The 19220-nt window shown below is 55.5% G+C and carries 19 protein-coding genes and 1 pseudogene; 18 read left to right on the top strand and 2 right to left on the bottom strand.

All coding sequences use genetic code 11. The features are described from left to right. Positions 1–14: 14 nt before the first annotated feature. Entirely contained in the window at positions 15–263 is a 249-nt protein-coding gene (locus NM10_RS14315) for a hypothetical protein (protein WP_239639544.1), read from the bottom strand. Further along, on the bottom strand, positions 236–1549 hold the full coding sequence (ppx, locus tag NM10_RS00880; RefSeq protein WP_239639543.1) for an exopolyphosphatase: 1314 nt from the start codon (positions 1547–1549) through the stop codon (positions 236–238). The genes NM10_RS14315 and ppx overlap by 28 nt, the downstream gene beginning before the upstream one ends. Before the next feature lie 183 nt (positions 1550–1732). Between ppx and NM10_RS00875 the strand changes: the two genes are divergently transcribed. From NM10_RS00875 to NM10_RS00790, 18 genes and pseudogenes are all read left to right on the top strand, one after another. After that, positions 1733–3277 (top strand): Ppx/GppA phosphatase family protein, encoded by a 1545-nt coding sequence (locus NM10_RS00875; RefSeq protein WP_020309745.1) that lies wholly within the window; start codon positions 1733–1735, stop codon positions 3275–3277. Between the two features lie 7 nt (positions 3278–3284). Next, on the top strand, positions 3285–5441 hold the full coding sequence (gene ppk1 / locus NM10_RS00870) for a polyphosphate kinase 1 (RefSeq protein ID WP_020309744.1): 2157 nt from the start codon (positions 3285–3287) through the stop codon (positions 5439–5441). A 57-nt stretch (positions 5442–5498) separates the two neighbouring features. Next, positions 5499–6506 carry a 3D domain-containing protein gene (locus NM10_RS00865; protein WP_020309743.1) on the top strand — a complete coding sequence of 336 codons (1008 nt, stop codon included), beginning with the start codon at positions 5499–5501 and terminating at the stop codon, positions 6504–6506. Between the two features lie 226 nt (positions 6507–6732). Beyond that, entirely contained in the window at positions 6733–7476 is a 744-nt protein-coding gene (gene rpsB, locus NM10_RS00860; RefSeq protein WP_020309742.1) for a 30S ribosomal protein S2, read from the top strand. Between the two features lie 109 nt (positions 7477–7585). Next, positions 7586–8233, top strand: a complete 648-nt coding sequence (gene tsf / locus NM10_RS00855; RefSeq protein WP_020309741.1) for a translation elongation factor Ts — start codon at positions 7586–7588, stop codon at positions 8231–8233. A gap of 80 nt (positions 8234–8313) precedes the next feature. After that, the gene (pyrH, locus tag NM10_RS00850; RefSeq protein WP_020309740.1) at positions 8314–9039 is read left to right on the top strand and encodes a UMP kinase; all 726 of its coding nucleotides are present in this window, start codon (positions 8314–8316) and stop codon (positions 9037–9039) included. A gap of 46 nt (positions 9040–9085) precedes the next feature. Further along, the gene (gene frr / locus NM10_RS00845; RefSeq protein ID WP_020309739.1) at positions 9086–9646 is read left to right on the top strand and encodes a ribosome recycling factor; all 561 of its coding nucleotides are present in this window, start codon (positions 9086–9088) and stop codon (positions 9644–9646) included. A 23-nt stretch (positions 9647–9669) separates the two neighbouring features. After that, positions 9670–9897, top strand: a complete 228-nt coding sequence (locus tag NM10_RS00840; RefSeq protein WP_239639542.1) for a hypothetical protein — start codon at positions 9670–9672, stop codon at positions 9895–9897. After that, complete coding sequence (locus tag NM10_RS00835) at positions 9890–10657, top strand: isoprenyl transferase (RefSeq protein WP_020309737.1); 768 nt, start codon at positions 9890–9892, stop codon at positions 10655–10657. Before NM10_RS00840 ends, NM10_RS00835 begins: the two co-directional genes overlap by 8 nt. Before the next feature lie 19 nt (positions 10658–10676). Then, positions 10677–11504 carry a phosphatidate cytidylyltransferase gene (locus NM10_RS00830; RefSeq protein ID WP_020309736.1) on the top strand — a complete coding sequence of 276 codons (828 nt, stop codon included), beginning with the start codon at positions 10677–10679 and terminating at the stop codon, positions 11502–11504. Between the two features lie 13 nt (positions 11505–11517). After that, positions 11518–12663, top strand: coding sequence for a 1-deoxy-D-xylulose-5-phosphate reductoisomerase (locus NM10_RS00825; protein WP_020309735.1), 1146 nt, complete (start codon positions 11518–11520; stop codon positions 12661–12663). A 14-nt stretch (positions 12664–12677) separates the two neighbouring features. Beyond that, on the top strand, positions 12678–13700 hold the full coding sequence (gene rseP / locus NM10_RS00820; protein ID WP_020309734.1) for an RIP metalloprotease RseP: 1023 nt from the start codon (positions 12678–12680) through the stop codon (positions 13698–13700). Positions 13701–13715: 15 nt separating this feature from the next. Beyond that, on the top strand, positions 13716–14783 hold the full coding sequence (gene ispG / locus NM10_RS00815) for a flavodoxin-dependent (E)-4-hydroxy-3-methylbut-2-enyl-diphosphate synthase (protein ID WP_020309733.1): 1068 nt from the start codon (positions 13716–13718) through the stop codon (positions 14781–14783). A gap of 3 nt (positions 14784–14786) precedes the next feature. Further along, positions 14787–16520 carry a proline--tRNA ligase gene (locus NM10_RS00810; RefSeq protein WP_020309732.1) on the top strand — a complete coding sequence of 578 codons (1734 nt, stop codon included), beginning with the start codon at positions 14787–14789 and terminating at the stop codon, positions 16518–16520. Positions 16521–16634: 114 nt separating this feature from the next. Then, complete coding sequence (locus tag NM10_RS00805) at positions 16635–17120, top strand: MarR family winged helix-turn-helix transcriptional regulator (protein WP_020309731.1); 486 nt, start codon at positions 16635–16637, stop codon at positions 17118–17120. A 101-nt stretch (positions 17121–17221) separates the two neighbouring features. Further along, positions 17222–17944, top strand: coding sequence for a hypothetical protein (locus NM10_RS00800; protein WP_020724023.1), 723 nt, complete (start codon positions 17222–17224; stop codon positions 17942–17944). Between the two features lie 41 nt (positions 17945–17985). Further along, entirely contained in the window at positions 17986–19011 is a 1026-nt protein-coding gene (gene mazG, locus NM10_RS00795) for a nucleoside triphosphate pyrophosphohydrolase (protein ID WP_020309729.1), read from the top strand. Positions 19012–19051: 40 nt separating this feature from the next. Beyond that, positions 19052–19216, top strand: a pseudogene (locus NM10_RS00790) (HU family DNA-binding protein); the annotation flags it as partial. Positions 19217–19220: the final 4 nt, after the last annotated feature.

Raw genomic sequence — 19220 nt, 5'->3', positions numbered from 1 at the left:
TTTTATCCGGACCCTTACTTCCAGACGAGGAGCAGGGAAGCGCCGAATTCTTTTTTGAATTGTTTGCTCAGTTGTTTCATTTCGTAGTCAGCGGCGTTGTACGTCGAGCCCGGCGCCGTCGTGATGATCATGACGGCGACGTTTTCGGCCAGTGTGACTTCGACGTCGGTGACGATTTGTTCATACGTCAGGTCCGAGGCTTCGGCCAGGGCCAGGATGGTCGAGAGTTTGCGGATCATGATCCAGTCTTCGGCAGAGGCCATGTTGGCGTAACGGTAGGCCCGGATGATCTTGCGGCTGATGCGTGATGGAAGCCGGCGATGAAGCCCGTAATGATTTGTTCGACCTGGGTCAGGCCGTAGAGCGGGGCATGAGCGATCATGAAGGCCGAATGGCGGGCGTGGTTGTAGAAGTTGATGATCTTGCCGACATCGTGCATGCGGGCGGCTGTCTGCAGCAGGAGGCGTTCCCGCGGGCCGTAGCCGTGGAGCGGCTGGAGCTGGTCGAAGAGCTGGGTGGCAATGCGCGTGACCTGGTCGTAGTGAGCCTGGTTGATGATGATGCCGCTCAGCGTACCGATGAAGTTCTTGACGCTGAAATCGAGGATGTCGTCGAAACGCGGTGACGGCAGCTGGCAGTACGAAGCGTAGTATTCAAAGAATAAACCTTCGCGGAGGCCACAGCCGCTGACGACCATTTCCGGGCTGCCCGTCATGTCGAAGATGGTCTTGATGACGGCTGCACCGGCGACGATGAGGTCAGAGCGTTCACTGGACAGGCCGTCGATTTTCTTGCGGTTGGCACTGGTCCGCGTCGTGATTTCATGATAGAGATTTTCAAAATGTTCCAGGGGCATGATGTAATTATGGAGCTTCGACAGTTCATAATTCGTCGCCCGCTGGTCCATTTTGGCGAAGTTACGGGCTGTACCGCCGATGCCGACGATGGGCAGCTGGATGTCCTCTATCCAGGGGACGGCGGCCATCTTTTTGCGGACGAATTTCATCAGGCTGGCAATGGCTTCGGAATCAGGATTGCCCTGGGTGCCGAATTTTTCCGTCAGTGTGACGGCGCCGATGGGGACCGACAGGGAATGGACGGCTTCTCCGTCGCGGACTAAGGTCATTTCGACGCTGGCACCGCCCAGGTCGAAGATGAGGAAGTCCTTCATGGCGATGGTGTTGATGACGCCGAGATAGCCTAAGTACGCTTCCCGTTCACCGGTGATGACGTTCATGGTGATGCCCGTTTCGGCATTGATGCGCTTCAGGAAAGCTTCGCCGTTGCTGGCATTGCGGACGGCTGCCGTCGCGACGGCCCGGCATTCATGGATGTCCATGACTTCCATGATGTGCTTATAGACATGCAGGCAGGTCAGGGCCCGCTGCATCCCTTCTTCACTGATGACGCCGGTCTGGCTCAGGCCGTGGCCCAGGCGGATGGCTTCTTTTTCCTGATAGAGCAGGGAATAAGACTGGTTGTCGGCAATCTGCATGACGACAAAACGGATGGAGTTAGAGCCCATGTCGATGATGGCTAATTTTTCCATGGTATACCTCGTTTCTGCGGATGTTTATCAAGTTTATCGTTTACCTTTTCCATTATACTACAGAATAGAGAGGCATGCCGAAAATTTTTACAAAAAATATACATACATACGGTGACTTTCATGTATAATAAGAAGAGTATCAGCTAGACAGCAACTATACCGTCAAGAAAAGTGGGGAGAGTAATGGAAAAACAAACCCGGAATGTTTTCGGTATCATCCATATCGGGACGGTCAATATGACCTTGAAGGTCATTGCTTACTCGTCTTTGGATGATATGGAAATCATCGAAAATGTATCCCGAGAAGTAAAATATGGGGAAACGGTATTCCAGCGCCATCACGTCAGTTTTCAGTCCCTGAACGAAATCTGTCAGGTCCTGCTGGGATTCCGCCAGCTCCTTTGCGACTATGATGTCAAAGATGTCCGCGTCCTGTCGACGACAGTCATCAGCGAAGCCGACAACTTGATCAGTGTCCTTGACCAGATCCATATCCGTACGGGCTTCGACGTCGAAGTCATCCACATGACCAAGGAAATCTATTATAAGTTCTTTGGTCTTTATTATAATGTATTGAAAGGCAAATTCAATTTTGCCGATAAAGCCGTCATGCTCCTGGACATCACGTCTGGCGGCGTCGGCCTGACCTGCTGGAAATCGGACCGCCTCTTATTCCAGCAGAATATCCACATCGGCTCCCTGCGCATCCTGGAAAATTTTACGGAAAAACAGCGTGACGAGCTGACGTTCCCGACGGCTGTGCGCGAATATATCTACGGCACCCTTTATCCGCTCTGGAAAGGCGTCCAGCAGTATGATATCAAGTATATCGTCCTGTCTGGCCGCGGAGCCAACTTGGTGGCACGCCTCATGGGCAAGACCAGTGAAAACGGCCTCTTCCTGATCACGCCGGATGAACTGCGCCAGTTCGTCTATTCCTTCCACGGCGTCACGCCGTTCAAGCTCATGAAGCGCTTCGGCCTGTCCCAGAACCTGGCCAATGTCATCATGCCGACGATTCTCTTGTATTATGAACTGCTGCGCATCGTCGATATCGACATGCTGGTCGTCATGCCGACGACCTTTACTGAAGGCTATACCATGTATTATGTGGCCGAAAAGACCCATAACGATTATATGGCCCATGTCCAGGGCCTGCTCCTGGACATGATGCGCCGCCTGGCCAAGAAGTACTTGTCCGATTCCATCCATTCCGCCCGCATCGAAGAATACTGCAACGTCCTCTTCCAGGCGCTGTACCAGTTCATCGGCCTCGATTACAGCTATAATTATCTGCTCCGCCTGGCCGCGATTTTCCACGAAACGGGGAAATTCATCAATATCCGCAAACACAACCTCTGCACGTATAACCTCATCAGGGAAACGGACCTCTTCGGCCTGGCCGACGATGAAAAGGAAATCCTGGCCGCCGTCCTCTACTATGCCTTTGACGGTACCTTGCAGGAAGCGTCGCCAGTCTACCATTCCCTGACGCCACGGCAGAAGGTCATTACGGCTAAGCTGACGGCGATTTTCCGCCTGGCCGATTCCCTGGACAAGAGCCATTTAGGGAAAATCAGCGCCATCCGGGCGGAACTCAGGGAAGACGAGATCGTCGTCCATTATACGGCCGATGCCGATATTTCTCTGGAACGCTGGACATACCTGAAAATGGCCGTCGACTTTGCCGAAGTCTTTGGCATTTCGACGAAATTAGTGAAAGGATAAGATAATCATGGCAGATTTTACGGATGCTCAATATTTTTTAAATCGTGAATGTACATGGGTCAAATTCAATGAACGGGTCCTGCGCGAAGCCATCGTCCCGTCCAACCCGCTGCTGGAACAGCTGAATTTCATCGCCATCGCAGCGTCGAACCTGGATGAATTCTTCATGATCCGCGTCGCCGGTGTCAAGCACCTCGTCGAAAGCGGGGTCAAGCACATCGACATCGCCGGCATGACGCCGCAGGAACAGTTTGAAGCCATCCAGTCCATGGTCCATAAGCTGGTCGGCGACCAGTACCGCTACTATGGAGATATCCAGCAGAAGCTGCAAGCTCACGGCCTGCACTTCATCGGCGTCGATGCCCTTGACGATGACCAGCGGCTGTGGCTGGAAAGCTTCTTTGAACGGGAAATCTACCCGGTCGTCACGCCCATGGCCGTCGATTCCAGCCATCCCTTCCCATTCCTGTCCAGCCTGAACCTGAACCTGGCCGTCCTCTTGCGCCGCAAACAGGGGGACCGCTCGGTCAAGACGGCTATCCTGCCGGTCCCGATGTCAGTCATCGACCGCATCATCAAGGTCCCGGACAGTGTTTCGCCGGCTGGCAAGCAGCATGAAGGTCATCAGTTCCTCTTCCTGGAAGACGTCATCGCCGCTTATGCGGAACGCTTCTTCCTGGGCTGCGACATCCTGGAAGTCGAACCGTTCCGCGTCACCCGAGACGCCGACCTGGATATCGACGACGATGCCGAAGACCTCCTGATGGAAGTCGAAAAGAGCCTGAAGAAACGCCGCAAAGGGGCGGCTGTCCGCCTGGAACTGGCTGCTTCGTCGTCGCGCATGATCCGCGACTTCCTGCGCGATGAACTGCAGCTCGAAGAACGGGACATCTATTCGATTCCGGGTCCCCTGGACTGCAAGGTCTTCTTCTCCTTCGTCGGCATCGACGGCTACGATGACCTGCGCTATCCGCCGGTGACGCCGCAGCCGTCGTCGGAACTGGCCGCCATCGACGCGCCTGATTTCTGGTCGGCCATTGCCGAACGGGACATCATAGTCCATCATCCCTATGAAACCTTTGAAACGGTAGAACACTTCATCCAGCTGGCTGCGACGGACCCCCATGTCCTGGCCATCAAACAGACGCTCTACCGCGTCAGCAGCAAGTCGCCCATCATCGTCGCCCTGGCCCAGGCCGCCGAAAACGGCAAACAGGTCACGGTCCTCATGGAAGTCAAGGCCCGTTTCGATGAAGAAAATAATATCCACATGGCCCGCAAGCTGGAAAAAGCCGGCTGCCATGTCATTTACGGCATCATGGGCCTCAAGACCCATTCTAAGATCACCCTCGTCGTCCGCCGCGAAGAAGACGGCATCCGCCGCTATGTCCACTTGGCGACGGGCAACTACAACGGCAAGACGGCCCGCATCTATACGGACGTCGGCATCCTGACGGCCAATACCCTCATCGGCGTCGACGCATCGGCTTTCTTCAACCTCTTGTCGGGCTACTCCGATCCTCCTCAGTGGAATAAGCTGGCCGTTGCGCCGCTCAACCTGCGGGAAACGATTTATCAGGAAATCAATCAGGAAATCGCTCAGGCCAAGGCCGGCAAGAAAGCCGTCATCGTGGCCAAGATGAATTCGCTCCTCGATAAGTACGTCATCGCCAAGCTCTATGAAGCGTCGGCAGCCGGCGTCAAGATCCGCCTCATCGTCCGCGGCATCTGCGTCATCCGCCCTGGCCTGCCTGGCATCAGCGAAAACATCGAAGTCCACAGCATCGTCGGCCGCTTCCTGGAACACAGCCGCCTGTTCTACTTCTACAACGGCGGCAAGGAAGACGTCTTCATTTCTTCGGCAGACTGGATGCCGCGCAACCTCAACGAACGCGTCGAATTGATGACACCTGTCGAATTCCCGCCGCATAAAGAACGGATCAAGCGCATCCTGAAAGTATACTTCGACGACAACGTCAAGGCCTATGCCATGAACAGCGACGGCTCGTACCGCTACCTGGCAGACGAACGCAAGGGCAAGTCTGTCAACGCCCAGGATACATGCCAGCGCGAAGCTGAACGGCTGACATCGGAACGGAAGAAGGCAGCCCGCCAGTTCCGCAACGTCGTCCTGCGCCCGCGTCCTGCTGAAGAAGACAAGTAAATTGACAAGCCTGCCGGTCTTTGCTACAATGAAAAGAAAAGCATTAGGAGGCATGGCATGGACTGGAAACGATTCAGCATGACTGGATTCAAGAATAAACGACCGATTACACGCATGTACGCGACGATGATCGCCTTATTGGTCATCGTGTCCCTGACAGGGTTCATCGACAGGGGGAAATCAGTGACCCTCGTCGCCGATGGCGAAACCCGCCAGGTATATACCCACGCTGTCAATGAAAAGGCATTGATGCGGGAAAACAATATCGACATCGGTGATTACGATGAAATCGATGTTTCGACGCAGAAACTCGACGACGGCAGCTACGTCAAGGTGCGCCGGGCCATCCCGGTCACCCTGGAGTACCGCGGACAGACCCAGGAAGTCTACACGGCCAAGCACAATTCCCAGGAAGTCGCCGAACAGTACGGCTATAATAAGGAAAAGTACCGCCCTTATGGCGACGTCCAGAAACCGCTCCAGGCGGGGCAGCACATCGTCATCGGCCACGTATCGCGCAAGACCATCACGGAAGATGAAGTCGTGCCCTATGCCATCGAAAGCATCCCTGATGAAACCTTGGGCCAGGGCGAAGAGAAAGTCATCCAGGAAGGGCAGAACGGCCGCAAGCGGGTCAAGCTGAACATCGTCAGCGTCGACGGCCAGGTCGCCGACAAGGAAACGCTGTCGACGGAGCTCATTTCGGAAATGCAGCCTCTGGTCCGCAAAGTCGGCACTAAGGAAACCGTTGAAATCAATACCAGCACAGGTGATGTATCCCACTACCAGAAGATCATCACCATGGAAGCGACGGCCTATCTGCCGACGGACGGCGACGGCCAGTGCATCACCCGCATGGGGACGCGGGCCCGTTATGGCGTCGTCGCTGTCGACCCCAACGTCATTCCCCTGGGCTCGACGGTCTTCATTCCCGGCTATGGCGTAGCCCGGGCCGAAGATACAGGCGGAGCCATCCTCGGCAACCGCATCGACCTCTGCATGGAAGACTACGATGCCTGCATGAACTTCGGCCGCCACACCGTACCGGTCTATGTCCTGAATTAAATTTTTCATTATCCGCTACGAACTGCAAGCTTACAACTCAAAGCAAGGGCAGGCATTTGAAAAAATGCTTGCCCTTGTTTGTCATATATGCTATAATACCAAAGGTTTGAATACCAAACCCTAAAATACACACGCTTGGCGAGCTCAGCACTGTGCCCGTTCCCCGTGGGGAAGGGTGAAGATGAGCGATGACCGGGCGGAGGAAAAAACAGGAGGAATTACAATTATGGCAGTAGTATCTATGAAACAATTATTGGAAGCCGGCGTTCATTTCGGTCATCAGACCCGCCGTTGGAACCCGAAGATGGCTCGTTTCATCTTCACCGAACGTAACGGTATCTACATCATCGACTTGCAGAAAACCGTTAAGAAAATGGACGAAGCTTACAATTTTGTCCGCGACCTGGCTGCTGAAGGCGGCAAAGTCCTCTTCGTAGGCACGAAAAAACAGGCCCAGGAATCCATTAAAAACGAAGCAGAACGCTGCAACCAGTACTTCGTCAACGAACGCTGGCTCGGCGGTATGCTCACCAACTTCCAGACCATCGAAAAGCGCGTAAAACGCTTGAAGACATTGGAAAAACAGGCCGAAGATGGCACGTTCGAACTCTTGCCGAAGAAAGAAGTTACGCTCCTCAAACATGAAATGGAAAAACTTCAGAAATACCTCGGCGGCATCAAAGACATGAAGAAACTCCCGGACGCTCTCTTCATCATCGACCCGAAAAAAGAAGAAATCGCTGTTTCTGAAGCCCGCAAACTTCACATCCCCATCATCGCTACGGTTGACACCAACTGCGACCCCGATGTCATCGACTATCCGATCCCGGCTAACGATGACGCTATCCGCGCCGTCAAACTCTTGACCGGCAAGATCGCTGACGCTGTCCTCGAAGGCAACCAGGGCGAACAGACTGAAGAAGGCGCCGCTGAAGGTGCTGAAGCCGCTGAAGAAAAAGCAGCAGAATAAGATTACTCGTTCTTTGAGAACTGAATGGTTATTATAGAAAGGTAAGGAGCCTTTGCTTCTTACCTTTCTTCAAACTGTATAATTCACATTACTTTTAGGAGGAATACTCATGGCTATTACAGCAGCAATGGTAAAAGAATTAAGAACAAAAACCGGTGCAGGCATGATGGACTGCAAAAAAGCATTGACCGAAAGCAACGGCGACATGGAAAAAGCCGTCGACTTGCTTCGCGAACACGGCTTGGCTGCAGCAGCTAAGAAAGCAGACCGCATCGCTGCTGAAGGTTTGGTTTATTCTTACATCCATGGCAACGGCCGTATCGGCGTTCTCGTCGAAGTCAACTGCGAAACGGACTTCGTCGCTCAGACAGATAACTTCAAAGCACTCTGCAAAGACATTGCAATGCAGATCGCTGCTGCAAAACCGGCATACCTCAAACGCGAAGAAGTTCCGGCTGACGTATTGGAACACGAAAAAGAAGTTCTCCGCCAGCAGGCCCTGAACGAAGGCAAACCGGAAAAGATCGTCGAAAAGATGATTGTCGGCCGTATCGAAAAATTCTACAAAGAAAACTGCCTCCTCGATCAGGAATTCATCAAAGATTCTGACAAGACGGTCCAGCAGGTCGTTACGGAAGCCATCGCTAAGATCGGTGAAAAAATCGACATCCGCCGTTATACGCGTTATGAATTGGGTGAAGGCCTGGAAAAACGGAACGATGATTTTGTTTCCGAAGTAATGGCACAAGCTAAATAAGATTGCATAAGAGAACACCCAACCCGTGTTCTCTTATTTTCTAATTGGACTTGTATACCGACAGAGGAGGCACTTCTTTTATGGAATCGAAAAAGTATCATCGCATCGTATTGAAATTGAGCGGCGAAGCACTGGCTGGCAAACAGGGTTACGGCATCGACCCGGAAACGGTCGAAACCATTGCCAAGCAGGTCGTCGAAGTCAATAAGCTCGGCGTCCAGGTCGCCATCGTCGTTGGCGGCGGCAACATCTGGCGCGGCCTGTCCGGCTCGGCTAAAGGCATGGACCGCGTCTCGGCAGACTACATGGGCATGCTGGCTACGGTCATGAATTCCCTGGCCCTCCAGGACGCTATGGAAAAGAACGGCGTCGCTACCCGCGTCCAGACGGCTATCAACATGCAGCAGGTCGCTGAACCGTATATCCGCCGCCGGGCTATCCGCCATATGGAAAAAGGCCGCGTCGTCATCTTCGGTGCCGGTACGGGCAACCCTTACTTCTCGACGGATACGACAGCCGCACTGCGGGCTGCTGAAATCGAAGCCGATGCCATCCTCATGGCCAAGAACGGCGTCGACGGCGTCTATGACAGCGATCCCAAACTCAATCCGGATGCGAAGATGTTCAAGCATCTGACCTATCTCGACGTCATCAACAAAGACCTGAAGGTCATGGATGCTACGGCTACGACGCTCTGCCGCAACAACAACATCCCCATCGTCGTCTTCAACATCGACCAGCCGGGGAACATCGTCAAAGCCGCCAGTGGAGAAGATTTAGGCACTGTAGTCGACAAAGAAGACTAAAAGCTGTATGATATACTTATAAAAATAAAATAAGGAAGTGATTGACATGGAAGTAAAAGAAATCATTGCCCAGCACGAAGAAAAGATGGACAAGACCATCGAAGCCCTGAAACGGGAATTGTCGTCGATCCGCACGGGCCGCGCCAGCACGTCGCTGCTGGACCGGATCACCGTCGACTACTATGGTACGCCGACGCCGGTCAAACAGGTCGCCAATGTGGCCGCTCCGGAACCGCGCATGATCACCATCGCCCCGTGGGAACCGAAGATGCTCGGTGAAATCGAAAAGGCCATCCTCAAGTCCGACTTGGGCCTGAACCCGAACAACGACGGCAAGATCATCCGCCTGGAAATCCCCCAGCTGACGGAAGAACGCCGTAAGGAACTGAGCAAGAAAGTCAGCAAGATTGCCGAAGACTCGAAAGTCGTCATCCGCAATATCCGCCGCGACGCCAACGAAACCATCAAGAAGATGGAAAAGAAGAAGGAAGTCACGGAAGATGACAGCAAAGAAGGTCAGGAAAACATCCAGAAGCTGACGGATAAAAAAATCAAGGTCATCGACGAAATCAAAGCGAAAAAAGAAAAAGAAGTCATGGCCGTATGATGGATATACGGATTTTTATTGGCATGCCGTTACGGTATGCCAAATCTGTATTACAGGAAAAAAATATTCCTTTTGTCATAGAGCGGACGCTGTCGCGGAGCCACTTTTTCCACTGCGACCCTGAGCAGACCTATGTCATCCGCGCCCAGCGGCGGGATGACGGCACAGTCTGCCTCTTGGTCAACGACAGCCTGGAGATGAGCGGATCCGTAGCGGCAGCCCTGCGAAATGGAGACGTACAGCATGATTAACTTTTTTGGCAAAAAGAAGGAAACAGCAGGCTCCGTGTCCGAAGCCATGCTGGATCCGAACAACATTCCCCGCCACGTAGCCATCATCATGGACGGCAATGGCCGCTGGGCCAAGCGCAAGGGCCTGCCCCGCAGTTACGGCCATCGCGCCGGTGCCGATACGCTCAAGCGCATCGTCGTCGCTGCCGACGACCTGGGCATCAAGGTCCTGACGGTCTATGCCTTTTCTACGGAAAATTGGAAGCGCCCTGATGAAGAAGTGTCGTACATCATGAAGCTCATGAAGAGTTACCTGAGCAAGAATCTCCTGGAACTCAAGGAACACAACGTGCAGCTCCACGTCATCGGCGATATGAAGCGGCTCCATCCGGACCTGCAGGATACCTTTTCTCAGGCCGAAGCCGAAATGGCCGCCAATACGGGCCTTATCCTCAACGTCGCCGTCAATTACGGCGGCCGCCTGGAAATCACCCAGGCTGCCCGCAAAGTGGCAGAAGCCGTCCGGGACGGCCAGATCCGCCCCGAAGACATTAGCGAAGCGACGCTGGCCCAGTATCTCTATACGGAGCCGGAAAATGACGTCGATCTGCTCATCCGCCCCGGTGCGGACAAGCGGGTCAGCAATTTCCTCCTCTGGCAGATGGCCTACGCCGAATTCTGGTACACCCAGCTCTGCTGGCCCGATTTCAGCAAAGATACCCTGGTCGAAGCTATTTTGTCCTTCCAGGGCCGGGAACGGCGCTTTGGCGGCTTAAAATAAATCAGGGAAGGTATATGATATGTTGGCAAAACGAATACTGACAGGCATCGTCGGTGGTGCCTTTACGATTTTTGTGATTTACGAAGGGAACTGGCTGTTTTTCCTCATGATGGCCCTGTTATCCCTCGTCGCCTGGTATGAATACGGCAACCTGGTCCACAAGCTCCACGCCGTGACGGCCGACAAGTGCGGTGCCGTATGGCTCGTCGCCATGCTGGCCGCCTATTGGTTCGGCAGCACCAAGGTCATGCTCGTCCTGGCCTTGGGCCTCCTTTTCTGGCTCATGCTGCGGACCGTCTTTTTCCACAACAAGATTAAGCCCGTAGACAGTGCCTATACCTTGTACGGCCTGCTCTATATCGGCTGTGGCTTTCTGGCCATGCTGGCCCTGCGCAGCGGCTCTGTGGCTTCCTTCATGGGCAGCAGCTTCGGCGCCGTCATGTTGGAACCGGCGCGGTTCTTCGTCTTTCTCCTCATCTTTTCGACCTGGGCCAGCGATACTTTTGCCTTTGCCGTCGGCAAGATGATGGGCAAAGTCAAGCTCTGCCCGGCCATCAGCCCCGGCAAGACCCGCGAAGGTGCTATCGGCGGTTTCGTCGGTACCCTGGCCGTGGCCATCATCTTTTCGCTCATCTTTAAATTCTCCGTCCTCCACGCCCTGGCCATTGGCGTCATCATCGGCATCATGGCTCCTTTAGGCGATCTGGTCGAATCCATCTTGAAGCGCGTCTGCGGCGTCAAGGATTCGGGGAACATCATCCCTGGCCACGGCGGCGTCCTCGACCGCTTCGACAGCCTGCTCTTTGCAGCGCCGGCTATGTACGTCTATTTGATGCTGGTCATTTAAAGGAGGGCAGGGAATGAAGGATATTTTGATTTTAGGCAGTACCGGCTCTATCGGGACCCAGGCCGTCGACGTCATCGACGCCCATCCCGAGGCCTTCCGCCTGGCCGGCGTCGCCGCTTATTCCCATTGGCAGGAAGTGGCCCGCCAGGTCCGGGACCATCAGGTGAAATGGGCCTGCATGGTCGACAAAAAGGCGGCTGATGAACTGCGCCGTGCCGTCGGTCCGGCGTGTACTGTCTTTTCCGGCAGTGACGGCCTCTTGAAACTCATCGATGAATGCGACGCCCAGATCGTCCTGACGTCCCTCGTCGGCGCCGCCGGTATCGAACCGACGCTCCACGCCATCGAGAAGGGGATGGACATCGCCCTGGCCAACAAGGAAACCCTCGTCGCTGCCGGTGAACTGGTCATGAAGGAAGCCGCAGCCCGCGGCGTCCGCATCTTGCCCGTCGACAGCGAGCACGGGGCCATCTTCCAGTGCCTCCAGGGGCGCCGCCCGGAAGAAGTGGCCAAACTGCTGGTCACGGCTTCCGGCGGACCCCATTTCCGCCGGCCTGCGTCGGAATTTTCGTCGATTACGGTCGAACAGTGCCTCAAGCATCCGACGTGGAACATGGGTGGCAAGATCACCATCGATTCGGCGACGATGTTCAATAAGGGCCTGGAAGTCATCGAAGCCCACTGGCTCTTCCACATGCCCTTCGACAAGATCGAAGTCGTCATCCAGCCGCAGAGCATCATCCATTCCATGATCGAGTTCATCGACGGTTCTGTCCTGGCTCAGCTGGGCATGCCCGATATGCGCCTGCCCATCCAGTACGCCTTTACCTATCCGGAACGGATGACCGTCCGCGGCGCCCGGCCCATCGACTGGAAGACGCTGGGGACGCTGGAATTCTTCCCGCCTGACGACGAGAAGTTCCCATCCATCGGCCTGGCCTATGAAGCCGGCCGCATCGGCGGTACCATGCCCTGTGTCCTCAACGGGGCCAATGAAGTCGCCGTCTATGCTTTTCTGCGTAAAGAGATTTCCTTTACGCGTATTTTTGATATTGTCCGTACAGTCATGGAACGGCACACGGTCTCGCATGACGTCACCCTGGCGTCTATCCGCCAGGCCGATGCCTGGGCCCGCCGCTGTGCTGCTTCCTTGCTGTAGAAAGGGGATTTCCCGTGGGTCTTACTATTTTAGCGACGATCTTCGTCTTCAGTGTCATCGTCTTCGTCCACGAACTGGGCCATTTCGCGACGGCCAAGTGGGCGGGGATGCAGGTCGATGAGTTCGCACTCGGCTTTGGTCCCAAAGTGTACAGTGTACGCCGCGGAGATACAGAATATTCCCTGCGGGCCATTCCTCTTGGCGGATTCAACCGCATCGCCGGCATGACGGAAGAGGAAGACTTGAACGATAAATCTTTCCTGAGCAAACCTGTCTGGAAGCGCATGATCGTCATCGCTGCCGGCGGTATCATGAACTTCGTCCTGGCCATCGTCCTCTTGTGGGGCCTGTTCTTCGTCGTCGGTACGGTGACCGTTTCGCCGGAAGCCGTCGTCGGCTCGACCATCGCCGGCTCACCGGCCGAACAGTCGGGCCTTGCAGCCGGCGACCGCATCGTCCGCATCGGCAACCAGGAAATTTCCAAATGGTCTGATATTTCTCAGGCCGTCGCGCCATACAGCCACGCCGTCGTTACCGTGGAAATCGAACGGGACGGCCAGATCCAGGGCGTCGAAATGGTGCCTGACGTAGACAGCGCCTCGAAGAAAGCCATGCTCGGCGTCATGCCCATGACGACCAAAGAAGCTCATGGCTTCTTTGAATCGGCGGGCATGGCCGTCCAACGGACAGGCAAGCTCTGCCAGCTCATGATCGTCGGCCTCTATGATATGGTGACGGGCCGGGAAAAGGCCGAAGTCGCCGGTCCTATCGGCGTCGCTCAGCTGGCCGGTCAGGTCGCTGCATCGGGCTTTGCCAATTTGCTCATGTTCACGGCCTTCCTCAGCCTCAACCTGGGCATCTTGAATCTCCTGCCCGTACCGCTCCTCGATGGGGGCTATATTATTTTATTGATTCTCGAAGGTATTACGCGCCGGCGGATGCCGAAACGGGCGTTGTACTACATCCAGGTCACAGGGGCCGTCCTCTTGGGCTCCCTGTTCCTCTTCGCCATGTTTCAGGATATCAGCCGCTTTTAGAAAGGCAGGCCTTGCATGAAACGTAGAAAATCTCTTCCCGTCCAGGCGGGCAGCGTCACCATCGGCGGCGATGCACCCGTATCGGTCCAGACCATGTCGACGGTCAACCCGGCCCATATGGCCGAAGCCGTCGTCGATGCCCGCCGCCTGGCATCGTATGGCGCTGAAATCTTGCGCTTCGCCGTTCCCGATATGGAAGCGGCCAAAGGCCTGGCCGCCGTCGTTCAGGCCGTGGATATCCCCATTGTCGCCGATATCCACTTCGATTACCGCCTGGCCCTGGCCGCCGTCGACAGCGGCGTCCAGGCCCTGCGCATCAATCCGGGCAATATCGGATCTGACGACAATGTCGTCAAAGTCGTCGAAAAAGTACGTCCTAAGGGAATCCCCATCCGTATCGGCATCAATACAGGTTCCCTGCCGGAAGATATCCTGGCTCAGAGCGGCGGCCATCCGACGGCAGAAGGCATGGTCGAAGGGGCCCTGCGCCATATCCGCATCCTGGAACGCATGGATTACCGCAACATGGTCATTTCCCTCAAGTCCTCCGACGTGCCCTTGATGATCGAAGCCTATGAAGCCCTGGCCGATAAGGTGCCTTATGCCCTGCACTTGGGCGTAACCGAAGCCGGCCTGGTCCGTGAAGGGAGCATCAAGTCGGCCATCGGTATCGGTACGCTGCTCCACGAAGGCATCGGCGATACGATCCGCGTATCCCTGACGGGCGATCCCGTCGAAGAAATCAAGGCCGGCCAGACCATCCTCAGTGCCCTTGGCCTGCGCCGTTTCGGGCCGACCCTCATTTCCTGTCCGACTTGCGGCCGGACCCAGGTCCACCTCATCGACCTGGCCCAGGAAGTGGAAGAGGCCATTTCTCATCTGACTGTGCCCATCAAGGTCGCCGTCATGGGTTGTGTCGTCAACGGTCCCGGTGAAGCCAGGGAAGCCGATTTCGGCATTGCCGGCGGTAAGGGGAAGGGCATCGTCTTTTCTCATGGCCAGGTCCTGCGCACCGTGCCGGAAGACCGGCTCGTGTCCAGCCTGCTGGAAGAAATTGAAAAAACCATTGCAAAGGAGTCTTAACTCATGTTAGCATCGAAATTGTATAGTCCGACGCTGCGGGAAATCCCGGCAGACGCCGAAATCGCCAGCCATCAGTATATGTTGAAAGCCGGGATGATCCGCAAGAACGGCGGCGGCTTGTATTCTTTCCTGCCTTTAGGCCGCCGGGTCGAACTCAAGATCGAAGCCATCGTCCGCGAAGAAATGAACAACATCGGCGCCCAGGAAATCATGATGCCCATTATGCAGCCGGCTGAAATCTGGCATGAATCGGGCCGCTGGAATGCCTATGGCCCGGAAATGTTCAAACTCGAAGACCGCCATGGCAATCATTTCTGCCTCGGGCCGACACACGAAGAATTGATTACGACCCTGGTCCGCAATGAACTGCGCTCGTACAAGCAGATGCCCGTCACGCTGTGGCAGATGCAGAATAAATACCGCGACGAAATCCGCCCGCGTTTCGGCCTCATGCGCAGCCGTGAGTTCGTCATGAAAGATGCTTATTCCTTCGACGTCGACGAAGAAGGCCTGCACAAGAGCTATCAGGATGAATACGATGCCTATACGCGCATCTTCACGCGCTGCGGCCTGAATTTCAAGCCCGTCGAAGCCGACAGCGGCCAGATCGGCGGCAATCACACCCATGAATTCATGGCCCTGGCCCAGGCCGGCGAAGCCGAAATCGTATCGTGCTCGAAGTGCGATTATGCAGCAGATATTGAAAAAGCCGTTCCTCAGGCCATCGAAATGCCGGCAGAAGACGCCAAAGATGTAGAACTCATCGAAACGCCGAACTGCTCGACCATTGAAGACCTGGCCCAGTTCCTCCACATTCCCGTCGAAAAGACGATCAAAGCCGTCGCTTTCACTATCGACGGCGAAAAGACGGTCCTCTGCATGGTCCGCGGCGACCATGAAGTCAATGACGTCGCCGTCCAGAATTTCGTCGGCGGCAATGTCATCGAACCGGCGACGGAAGACGAATTGAAGGCCCACGGCCTCCAGCCGGGCTACATGAGCCCCATGGGTGCCGATAAACCGGATAATGAAACGTTCTTCGTCCTCGTCGATCCGTCGGCCATGAACGTCCCCAATGGCGTAACCGGTGCCAATAAGGCCGGCTATCACTATCAGAACGTCAATCCGTCGCGGGACTTCAAAGACGTGACGGTCACGACCATCCGCAACATGGTCGCCGGCGACAAATGCCCGCACTGCGGTGCACCCATCGAAATCGTCCGCGGCATCGAAGTCGGCCAGGTCTTTGAACTGGGCACGAAGTATTCCGAAGCCCTCCATGCGACCTTCCTTGACCAGAACGGCAAGGCCAAACCCTACGTCATGGGCTGCTACGGCATTGGCGTCACCCGTACTATTGCCGCTGCCATCGAACAGTTCCACGACGAACACGGCATCATGTGGCCTGTCGCCATCGCGCCTTTTGAAGTGGCCATCGTCCCGGTCAGCAGCAAAGATCAGGATCAGGTCCGCATCGCCGGTGACCTCTATCAGGCCCTGCAGGCTGCCAAGGCCGACGTCCTCCTCGACGACCGTAATGAACGGGCTGGCGTCAAGTTCAACGACGCCGACCTCATCGGCTATCCCGTCCGGGTCACGGTCGGCAAGAAGAGCGCTGCCGAAGGCACTGTCGAAATCAAGATCCGCCGGACTAGCGAACAGGAAGTCGTTCCTATCGACCAGGCCGTCGCCCGCGTCCAGGAAATCTTAGCTGACCTGCGTAGCAAGAATATGTAAATCGAACGCATATGTTATAAAAATATTTCCGTAAAACGAGGAAAAATGCTTGTATTTTTCCTCGTTTTATCTTATAATTTTAATTAGCAAGCTAATCAAAAGAGGGGAAGACGTATGAGATTTGAAGCATTCCCGACGCGGGAAAAATTGGAAAAACACGCCCGGATCATTCCGGAAATCGAACCGTCGGCGGTCCTGGCCATGCTGCGCATCTCCCAGGCCGCTGAAATCATCCGCTCGTCCATCAACGACGTCCTGGCCAAGCAATACCACTTGTCCCAGGGGAAACTGCGGGTCATGATCGTCCTGCACCAGAGCCCGGAAGGTATTGCACCGTCACAGCTGGCTGAGAAGACCGGCGTGACCCGGGCGACGATTACGACCATGGTCAAGCGCATGGTCCGCGACGGATTGACGACGGTCGTCATCGATCAGGAAGACAAGCGGGGCAAAAAGGTCAGCCTCACGGCCCAGGGCCGCCAGTTCATGGACCAAGTACTGCCCGGCCATTATCTGCGCATTTCGACGCTCATGAACCGCCTCAGTGAGGACGAACAGGCCGAACTCATCCGCCTGCTGACGAAACTGAGCCAGAAATGATTTTCTCAGCAAATTTTAACCTGAAAAGCACTGCTTTTCAGGTTTTTTTCATTTTTCCCTGCTACACTGGGGGCAAATGGAAAAAGAAAGAAGGTTTGCCCATGTATCCGACTCATCACTTCCGCCAGGACTTCCATTACTTGTCCCTGCGCTCATCTCTGTTGGAAGAAATCTCTCTGCTCTATGGCCTGCCCCTGGGGCAGGCGAAGGGCCAGGCCGGCCGGATCTGCCGCTGCCGCCGTATGGTCCGGGAACTGCTCGCGGCCTGCCGACAGCAGCCGGACCAGCCGGTATATCCCTATCTTCTGGGCGTCCTCCTGGAACGGGTCGGTCAATGGCCGCTGACCAGCCGCCCCCGATGGGCCTATGACCAGGCCGAGGGCTATTACGACCGGGCCCGGCAGCTCCAGCAGCGGCAGCCTCCCGGCACGTATGACCGCCAGCACTATCTGCGCCCGTCTGTGGCCCTGCTGCGCCTGAGCCTGCGCCGCAGACAGGAGGAGCGGTTCTATGATTGGTGGGACCGCTGCGGCGGCCTGCGCCGCTTTCACCGCGATGTACAGGCCCTGTTCCAGGTGCGCTGGCTCATCGTCAAGGAAGACTATGAACGGGCGGCCTTTACCCTCCGGAATCTGCATGGATTGGCCGGCAGGCATAGCGCTTTTTCAGCTGCCCAGGCCCGAATCCTATCAGATATCGTCACGGCGGCCTGTCAGGGGCCGGGGGCGATACTCAAGGGAACCTATGGCCCGTATGTCCGCCAGGCCCTGTGGGACGCCCTTTTTCCTGCCAGGCCGCGACAAATGACGGACTCCGTGTTATAATGACAGGCATAGGCATATTTGCCGGGAAATGAGGAACTGCTATGGAAATCAAGATCATCCCGCTGGGGAGCGACGACAAGCCCCTGGATTCGTATGGCCAGGACGGCCAGTCTTTTGCCGAGACTTATGCGCCCATCGTTGAGCTGCTGCTGCGCGAAAGCCGCCTCCATGCCGTCGTCCATACCGTCCCGGGTGGACCGGCGATGGCCCAGGCCGTGTGCCGTCTCATCGAAGAGGCCCGGAAGCGGCAGGGGGACGGTGCTGAGGCCATGCCCTTCGACGTAACGCCCATCGTCGACGTGACGGCGCGCCTGCGCCGCGAAGACGGCTGCCCCTGGGACCGGGCCCAGACCCATCGGACCTTGCGCCGCTACCTCATCGAAGAGGTCTATGAAATGCTCGATGCCATCGACAGCCACGACGTAGCGGGCATCCGCGAGGAATTGGGGGACATCCTCTATCAGGTCGCCATCCACGCCCGCATCGCCCAGGAAAAAGGCCTTTTTTCGGCTCAAGATGTCGTAAAAGACGTCACAGATAAGATGATTCGGCGCCATCCCTACGTTTTTAGCCAAAAAAGCCTTGAAAACATAGGTACGAGTATGTTAAACTGGGATAGATTAAAGCAAGGCGAACAACGCCAGCAGCATGCTCACCTGCTGGACGGCGTCGTTCCCGGACTGCCGTCGCTCCTGGCTGCAGATAAACTTCAGGAAAAAGCGGCTAAGACCGGTTTCGACTGGCCCGATGTCCAGGGCGTCTGGGATAAGTTCCATGAAGAATGGGAGGAATTCCGTCAGGCCCTTGGCGAAGGAGATTCCGTCCACGCCGAAGAAGAAGCTGGGGATGTCCTGTTTGTCTTTGCAAATTTATGCCGACACTATCATATAGAGCCGGAATGTGCGTTACATCGGGCTAACTGTAAATTCCGACGCCGCTTTGCTCACGTAGAGGACCGGGTCCGCCAGTCGGGCCGGCCGTGGGATGCTTTTTCGCTGGATGAGCTCGACTCGTTCTGGCAGGAGGCCAAACAGATAGAACGGCAGAAGGAAAATACAGACAGTTAGCGTTACGCAGATGTAACGATTTAAAGGAGGACCTAGTATCATGAACAAAACAGAATTAATCGCTGCAGTCGCACAGAAATCCGATTTGACCAAGAAAGACGCTGAAAAAGCTGTAAAAGCTGTATTCGAAGCTATCAGCGACAGCCTCACCCAGGGTGATAAAGTACAGATCATCGGCTTTGGCACTTTTGAAGTCCGTCAGCGATAAG

The organism is Megasphaera sp. NM10 (assembly GCF_000417505.1).
In the GTDB taxonomy this organism is placed as follows: Bacteria; Bacillota; Negativicutes; order Veillonellales; family Megasphaeraceae; genus Megasphaera; species Megasphaera intestinihominis.
This window is presented reverse-complemented; position numbering and strand designations above follow the sequence as displayed.

Coding starts and splice junctions, on each gene's coding strand:
- NM10_RS14315 (WP_239639544.1), bottom strand. CDS start 263: ATGGCCTCTGCCGAAGACTGGATCATGATCCGCAAACTCTCGACCATC.
- ppx (WP_239639543.1), bottom strand. CDS start 1,549: ATGGAAAAATTAGCCATCATCGACATGGGCTCTAACTCCATCCGTTTT.
- NM10_RS00875 (WP_020309745.1), top strand. CDS start 1,733: ATGGAAAAACAAACCCGGAATGTTTTCGGTATCATCCATATCGGGACG.
- ppk1 (WP_020309744.1), top strand. CDS start 3,285: ATGGCAGATTTTACGGATGCTCAATATTTTTTAAATCGTGAATGTACA.
- NM10_RS00865 (WP_020309743.1), top strand. CDS start 5,499: ATGGACTGGAAACGATTCAGCATGACTGGATTCAAGAATAAACGACCG.
- rpsB (WP_020309742.1), top strand. CDS start 6,733: ATGGCAGTAGTATCTATGAAACAATTATTGGAAGCCGGCGTTCATTTC.
- tsf (WP_020309741.1), top strand. CDS start 7,586: ATGGCTATTACAGCAGCAATGGTAAAAGAATTAAGAACAAAAACCGGT.
- pyrH (WP_020309740.1), top strand. CDS start 8,314: ATGGAATCGAAAAAGTATCATCGCATCGTATTGAAATTGAGCGGCGAA.
- frr (WP_020309739.1), top strand. CDS start 9,086: ATGGAAGTAAAAGAAATCATTGCCCAGCACGAAGAAAAGATGGACAAG.
- NM10_RS00840 (WP_239639542.1), top strand. CDS start 9,670: ATGCCGTTACGGTATGCCAAATCTGTATTACAGGAAAAAAATATTCCT.
- NM10_RS00835 (WP_020309737.1), top strand. CDS start 9,890: ATGATTAACTTTTTTGGCAAAAAGAAGGAAACAGCAGGCTCCGTGTCC.
- NM10_RS00830 (WP_020309736.1), top strand. CDS start 10,677: ATGTTGGCAAAACGAATACTGACAGGCATCGTCGGTGGTGCCTTTACG.
- NM10_RS00825 (WP_020309735.1), top strand. CDS start 11,518: ATGAAGGATATTTTGATTTTAGGCAGTACCGGCTCTATCGGGACCCAG.
- ispG (WP_020309733.1), top strand. CDS start 13,716: ATGAAACGTAGAAAATCTCTTCCCGTCCAGGCGGGCAGCGTCACCATC.
- NM10_RS00810 (WP_020309732.1), top strand. CDS start 14,787: ATGTTAGCATCGAAATTGTATAGTCCGACGCTGCGGGAAATCCCGGCA.
- NM10_RS00805 (WP_020309731.1), top strand. CDS start 16,635: ATGAGATTTGAAGCATTCCCGACGCGGGAAAAATTGGAAAAACACGCC.
- NM10_RS00800 (WP_020724023.1), top strand. CDS start 17,222: ATGTATCCGACTCATCACTTCCGCCAGGACTTCCATTACTTGTCCCTG.
- mazG (WP_020309729.1), top strand. CDS start 17,986: ATGGAAATCAAGATCATCCCGCTGGGGAGCGACGACAAGCCCCTGGAT.